Origin of the sequence: Aquimarina sp. EL_43 (assembly GCF_943422735.1) — a bacterium.
Classification (GTDB): domain Bacteria; phylum Bacteroidota; class Bacteroidia; order Flavobacteriales; family Flavobacteriaceae; genus Aquimarina; species Aquimarina megaterium.
The window spans coordinates 1-6,932 of the sequence record NZ_CALSBR010000002.1 but is presented as its reverse complement, the minus strand read 5'-3'; the positions used below and the strand labels follow the sequence as shown (position 1 = coordinate 6,932).

8 protein-coding genes are annotated in these 6,932 nt (G+C 35.4%); 1 reads left to right on the top strand and 7 read right to left on the bottom strand.

Features of this window, described 5'->3' with window-relative positions; genetic code table 11:
* The first annotated feature begins 389 nt into the window (after positions 1-389).
* Positions 390-719, top strand: a complete 330-nt coding sequence (locus tag NNL09_RS26160) for a helix-turn-helix domain-containing protein (protein WP_196912058.1) — start codon at positions 390-392, stop codon at positions 717-719.
* Positions 720-811: 92 nt separating this feature from the next.
* Here NNL09_RS26160 and NNL09_RS26155 read toward each other — a convergent pair whose 3' ends face one another.
* The 7 genes from NNL09_RS26155 to NNL09_RS26125 all read right to left on the bottom strand — a co-directional run.
* Positions 812-1,462: a hypothetical protein gene (locus NNL09_RS26155; RefSeq protein ID WP_196912057.1), complete on the bottom strand. Its 651-nt coding sequence runs from the start codon at positions 1,460-1,462 to the stop codon at positions 812-814.
* Complete coding sequence (locus tag NNL09_RS26150; RefSeq protein WP_254514342.1) at positions 1,462-1,734, bottom strand: hypothetical protein; 273 nt, start codon at positions 1,732-1,734, stop codon at positions 1,462-1,464. The genes NNL09_RS26155 and NNL09_RS26150 overlap by 1 nt, the downstream gene beginning before the upstream one ends.
* Positions 1,735-1,760: 26 nt before the next feature.
* Complete coding sequence (locus NNL09_RS26145; protein WP_254514340.1) at positions 1,761-2,261, bottom strand: hypothetical protein; 501 nt, start codon at positions 2,259-2,261, stop codon at positions 1,761-1,763.
* A 1,287-nt stretch (positions 2,262-3,548) separates the two neighbouring features.
* Positions 3,549-3,701 (bottom strand): hypothetical protein, encoded by a 153-nt coding sequence (locus tag NNL09_RS26140; protein ID WP_196912062.1) that lies wholly within the window; start codon positions 3,699-3,701, stop codon positions 3,549-3,551.
* Between the two features lie 19 nt (positions 3,702-3,720).
* Positions 3,721-4,614, bottom strand: a complete 894-nt coding sequence (locus NNL09_RS26135) for a site-specific integrase (protein WP_196912061.1) — start codon at positions 4,612-4,614, stop codon at positions 3,721-3,723.
* Entirely contained in the window at positions 4,614-5,534 is a 921-nt protein-coding gene (locus NNL09_RS26130; RefSeq protein ID WP_196912060.1) for a tyrosine-type recombinase/integrase, read from the bottom strand. The genes NNL09_RS26135 and NNL09_RS26130 overlap by 1 nt, the downstream gene beginning before the upstream one ends.
* Before the next feature lie 48 nt (positions 5,535-5,582).
* Positions 5,583-6,932, bottom strand: a 1,350-nt coding sequence (locus NNL09_RS26125) for a hypothetical protein (RefSeq protein ID WP_254514338.1), incomplete at its 5' end; no start/stop codon positions are given.

Here is a 6,932-nt window from a genome sequence, read left to right as displayed (position 1 = left end):
TTGCAGGGTTTTACGGGCGATACTTGTACCTATCTCGATACGTTCTGCAATCTTTCGTACAAATTTCTCTACCATATTATCATTATACAGATCGATACTATGACGCAAGATATTGTGACTTTTGGTTTACAAATACTCATAGTAACTCGCATACGATCTAGATTATTGAGCTTAATACCGCCTAAGATGTGGATTTGTAAGTGTTTGGTGATATAATGATAGTTATGTGGGTTGGTCGTGTCTAACATAGCCTAAAAAAGTTTTATAGAACAAATACGTTTCAAAGGTAACGGATACGATTTAATTAACAAAATTATTTTGATTTGTATTGAACGTTTACGTTCTGTAACTTTGTGAATAAGTAGTAAAAAACGATTTATTTAGATAGTATGAGTTTCGGTTCACGATTATTACAAGCACGCAAGAACAAAGGAATAAGCCAAGAAGAACTGGCTAAAGAGTTGGGTACAAAAGGGCCAGCTATTGGCCGTTATGAACGTGATGAGATGAAGCCCTCTATCGAAGCTGCTGCTAAAATGGCTGAACTTTTAAATGTCTCTCTTGACTGGCTTGTTGGGCATACCGATTTGGAACTCGATAAAAAAATGATTGAGCGCATACAAGAAGTTACCAAGATGAAACCAAAAGACAAGGAACATGTCTTTGCTATGCTTGATGCATTCATAAAACAAACCAAATTACAAAACGTACTGCAATAAAAAAACCAGCTACATTTCTGTAACTGGTTTCTATCATTTATAACTCATCCCGCTAAGTCAGGAGACTTTGCGCAGCGAGGGTTTTTGTTTAATCACTCTTCGCGTAGTGAGGAAGTTAATTCTAATCTAACATCATTATCAAAATAATCTTTGTAAGCCTTAGAGTTAATCAATAATAATGTTGTTGTTTTTATACTCAAAATGCCCTTTTTAGATTTATTCTCAATAATTACATTTACTAATTCTCTAGGCACTGCAACTTCTTCCTCTGGCACATGTAAATATGAATAAATCAATCCTACTATATCGTCTGACATATCTTTACTAACAGATTCCGATAATTGTAATTTAGACATAGCTAATAACTCCTGAAGTTTTAAACTTTGCCATAATTGATTCCTTTCTTCAAAAAAAGAAAAATCTAAAAAATTCAAGAGATCTATTACTTTTTTATAATATTTATTATCATAATAATAGTAAGCTAAATAAGCTTTAGAAAATAGATATTCAGGTTTTTTACTTATTGATTCTTTTAAGTTATGTTCAACTTCCTTATCTCTATTTGTATTTTCAAAAGGCATATTATACCATAGGTATCCCTTCAAGTAATATTTATAAAAATCGTCTAATTCATAAGAATCCAAAATTTTTAATATTTTTAGAATTTCAAGCTCTTTTAATTGATCATTATCTATTAGTGATAAATTGATAATCATATCATTTAACTCTTTATTAATTGTCATCACATTTTATGATTTATACTTTTACCTTTTTCAATTAATCTTTGCCCAGCAGTTTTTAAAGCTTTTACCATATCGGGTAAATGACCTGCGTTCTTATTATTAGCTTGTCTAATTAACTCTTGACCTGCTTTTATAAATGCTCTTCCATGTTCACCACTTCTAGCACCTGTATCTACTGAATTTTTAAATTTTTTCACTAATGCACCTCCCATTTTCTCAGCTGCTTTTGCTGCTGAAATTCCAGGTTTACTAGAAGTAGTCCACCATGCCATTTTTTGTTCATTAGTAAACTTAACTACTAAACTACTTGCTTTTTTGCCACTCCCTGGTCCAAAAGGTAAATTAATGGGTGCACCCATAGGAGTTTACCTATACTATTACCACTAGGATCAACAAAAAACCTGCCATCATCGGATTTCCTTCTACCAAAAAGCCAAGGCATATTTTCTTGCGCTTCCGCAGAAAACTTATCCCAACCGCTTAATTCTCCTATAGAACGAGAAATTTTTCCTCCATAGGGTGCATTTAGATCAATTCTATTTCTTGTAGATTCTGTGTTATCTCCAGAATTTATTATAACTTCTCCTAATGATCCACCTTCTCTTGCCCATTGCCCATCATTATCTACTACATAAGTAACTCCATTAATATCATGGGTGTCACCAACATTAAAATCACTAGCATTTGGACACTCTGGACATAATCCCGAAGGGTCATTATACATGATAGGGTTGTTCCAAGCAAAGTTGTAAGGAGTTAAATCTAGTTGAAAAGGCTCTTTCTTCTGCAAGTGGATCATAGAAATAAAAATCTACCTATTGTAGGATCATATTGTCTCCATTCCATTTCATATAGATTTAATCCTAAGTCTTTGGAGTGTTCCTTTCCATTATACGTATGGTGGTCATTTTTAGCACCATTCACGTCAAAATTATACCCTTCATGTTGCAATCCAAAGGGGTAATAATTTTTCTCTTGTACAATCTCAGAAGTAGTGATTGTACCGTCTTTATCGGCATCTTTATAGGAGAGTCTGATATTTCCTAAATGGTCTTGGTTTACGCAAAAAAATTAACGGTATACCCTTTTTTTGTATGGATACCTGCTCAAAAGCAAAAAATAAGAACGTTCTATCGGTCATCTATCTCTCTGCTATGCTAAAATAATAATTTAGAGTATACCCACATTACAGGATTCTGTATTTGTGCAATATAACTTCTAAAGCCAGCCGCATAATCAAAGCTATCTTTACATAATCCTTATTATACCCTCACTTCCTGTCGTCAGGGGCTATAACAGGGTTTATATAAAATAGCCGCGCACGGAAGGTTACGCGGTCGTTCAATCGGCACTATGCCTACCACTTCTAAAGCGGAAGAACCCGGCAGCATTTGCCCTCGCTGTTATTCCGCTTTAGAAGCGTTTACTTATATTTACAGTCATACGTGATTTGATTTTTAATCCTACTCACGTTGCGCAACAATAAAGCGAGGTGTTTCATCTCGCTTTTTCCGTATGAGTAAGATCGATTAATCTTGAAGTTGGAGTGCGCAAAGGCTGCAAGCGTAGTGCTTCAGCTTCAAGATTGATCATAGCCTAGTGGCGATTGAACGAAGCTGCGTTGCACGCAAAAACAAAGGCGTAGCCATAGCGGAGAGGAGCAACCGACGTAGACCGGGAGTGTAACGAAGGGATGCGCCAGACGATTTTTATGTGTTCTTATTTATCAAAATATAAACTTCCACATAAATAATCGGCTAGGTTGCGACCAAGCGGCGTAGCCCATGAAGCAGCGGTTTTGCTTAATTTACTATTCAGCGTTAGCGTACCTTATTGTTTTTAAGCAAAAAGAGAGCTGCGGGTGATAGAGGAACAGAGCAAGGCTATTTGTTTGTAGTGGAGACTGACGACCGAAGGCGAGGAAGTTGTAACGGTATGGAACAAGTGTTTTTTTCTGCACTTGTGGAATAACAAAAAATAGCTTGCGGCGTGACGAAGGAACACCTTATAACAGCTTATGGGCAAAGACTTTTTTGTCTGCGCCCATAATAATATGCCGACCGTAGGGAGTCACTTGGCTATTATACTACTTGTAAGATAAAAGTAAGATTTGTGATAACCAGTAAATACTATCTTCATGGCTTTTGTCTGATAGGGTCAGTTGATGTATTGCTGCGGCTAAGGAACTTTGTAAATAATTTAATTCTTCTTTGTCGGTGATGATAAGTTCTATTTTCATAAGGATGGGTTTTTGTAGTTTAATGTATTGGATGGAACTGGTTAATAGCTTCGTGTAAACTTTCAAGATTGTTTTGTTTATAAGATTCTGTAGAACCGATGTGTTTATGTCCTGCCAGATATTGAACTTTACGGATATTGTATTGACCTAACCAATTACAGATCACAGAGGCTCGTAACTGATTTACATTAATGACTTTATGATTGATCTTTTTTAACCTTTTTAAAATCCCTACTCGTAGCAGATCATTAAAACACTTTTGTGGGATTAATAATTCTTGATTGTGCAGATCATTGTTTTTGGCTATTTGTGGTCGGGTTTGGTCTAGGTATTCGATAAAATCAATGATTTGCCAAGGTTTTAACTCTATTTCTCTGGCATTGCTCCTACGGGTTGCAGGAACATAGATTTTACCTTTTTTTAGTTGTAGACCTTCTAAGTTCAGGCTTTTTAGATGGGTAGCGTTTAAGCCTTGATATACGATTAACCCAACAATAATTTTATTACGTTTTGCTGCATATCTAGCAAAGCCGTTAGCGTTCCTGTTAAACTTCTCGGTTTCATAACTGTAGTATAAATCTTCGAGTTCGTCTGGCTCTAAAAGATTGTGCAACATCTTTTTTACTGTACCTTTTACAGATACATCTTCTAATGGGTTTTCGCTTCGCTCTGCTCGCTCTATCAGGTAGTCAAAGTAATTTCTAATGGCTACCAGGTGATTATTGATGGTTTGGGGTTTGATCTTTTTTTGCTGTAGGTATTTGATGTATTTCATACAGGTTTTGTAATCAATCTCACTTGCTGTAACCTTATGTTTTTTAAGCCACTTTGTAAACTCTGTAATTCTATTTGTATAGTGCACTATAGTAGTAGTACTATAATTTTCGTGGTGTAAATATTCGGTATAATTCATTAGTTGTGTTTTAAAATATGTGTATAGATTTGTGTACTTTCTAAGCTACTATGCCCTAAAAACTGTTGTATATCCTCGATTTTCATACCTGCTTGTAAAAAGTGGGTGGCAATACTGTGACGTAAGGCGTGTGGTGTAATATTTCTTTCGATTAAGCTTCTATCTTCTGTAGCTTTAATGATTTGTTTTAGATCGGTTTCTAATGTACCACCGCTCATTTTGCTGCTATGTTCGGTAATAAAAACATAGTTACTTTCACTGGATTTTTTAAAGTTCATTCTTGTGTCATAGATATAATCTTCCAGTATTTGCAGGTTGTGTAGATTAATTGGGATAAAGCGTTCTTTATAGTTTTTACCTTTTCTAACATAGATCCGTTCTTTATCAAAAAGGATATCCGATATTTCTAAGTTCAGCACTTCATTTCTACGCATACCACAACTGTACAAACAGACTAATAATGCTTTTTGTCTTGCTCTAAACCTTGGTAATGGATTACTGTATCCTGTTGCCATAAATAAGTCTTTGATTTCTTCTGGTGACAGTACATTTAGCTTTTCTACTATAGTTTCCTTTTCTCTTTTAATGGGTAGATTAAAGGGTTTTGCATTATGTTTTTTTAAGTATTCTCTAAACTTGTGTAAGGATTGTAAATGGTTATTGAGATAGGTATTGCTTAATGCACCACCTCTGGTTTTATTGGGGCGTTGTTTTAAATGATTATAGTAGTTTCTAATGTGATGATCCTTGATATAATTGATATGGGTAATCTCTTGCCCTTCTAACCAGTAGAAGAACTCACAGAGCTGTGCAGGATAGTTTTTTTGCATCGCATCACTATAGCCCAAGATATCTAACCAGTCGCTAAAATTGGTCAATAGGGTGCTATAGCTAGCATTTTGTAGCTTACTTTTTTTCATACGGTATGTGTTTTTTAGGATTTTGCGGAACGAGCTGTAAAAAGCAGTTTAACTTGCTCTCTTTGTTTTAGTTACCTGTTCCATTTTAGGAGTGGAACACTCTGGAACACCGGAACGGTCGGAGTCCGAGAGACTATTTATTTTTAATACGCATTCTTGTAATGCTTTGGTAATCTGTTGTTCCAGTTCTTTATATTCATTAGGGTTAGTGATTTGGTAACGTATCACAGTTTCACCTTTTTTCTTTTTCTGCTTTTTGATGTAGTAACTCTCGATCAGTTGTTTATGATACCGCCATTGGGTCGTTTTCTTTACTTTTAAACGCCTACGGATTTCTAAGGCTGTAAAAGTAGTTTGATTATTAGTGTGTAAATATTTCTTGAGTTCCTCTAAGTAATTACGGCAAGCCCCTGTGATTTCATCGCTTTTACGCAAGAGAACCTCTATGATTAATTGGTTAGCAGCTTTAATATCTTCGATGGTGGTTTCTATATATTCTTCTCCTGTTTGCTCATCATACTTTTTGGGTCGTTGCCACTGGCAGTAAAAGGTAACAGCTTCTATAAACTGTAGATAGTGAGCGTTTGTTCTACGTGGTTTAAAAACGGATTGTGGTAACTCTAAGTATTCTGCAAAAGGGTTAATAACTTTTATAGGTTTAAGCATTCGTTGTACATCACGTAAAAATCTGGCTGCTATAAATTCATCATCATTATTTACTTTACCTGCCGATAGTAAACGTTGGTACTGCATAATCTTTTTATCCTGTTCCTCCGATTCATCGATATAGAGTAAGAAGCTTCGGTTACTGTTATCTTCATAAACACTTTCTTGCGTAGTACAACCTGCAACAGATATAGGGCCTTCTACGGTTAGGTGTATGGTTTTGGTAGTTCCTTTTTTGTCTTTATGGACCACCGTTTTGGTAATCCGTTTTTTAGATTGTAGTTCCCGTAAAGGGTAGAGTACAGATTCTGCACCATCTAAATCCTCTATTAAGATTAGTTTGTTACGTAGTTCTGTACGGTTAAAGTAGTAAAAAGCATTGGCAGAGAGTACCGTAATTTCTACTTTATCTTCGTCGGGTATAAGTTCTGCAACTTTAGATTGTAGGTGTGTTTTACCAACTCCCGAACTTCCTAAACTTATGCAATGTAGAGGATTGTTAGTTTTTCTACTGGTAAAGATCAGGTACATTAATAAGCGGTTGGTTTCTTCTCCTATTACACCAGATTGACCAATTAGATCATTGGTTTTACTTAATAAATCTTTAGACTTTAAGAACTTGATAGCAGCTTTTTCTTCATCTGCTGTGAGTTCTTTTACCAGTATTTCATCGGTTTGGTTGGCTGCTGCAAGTTCATCGATTCTATATTGTTCTAAGGCGGATGTTAATTC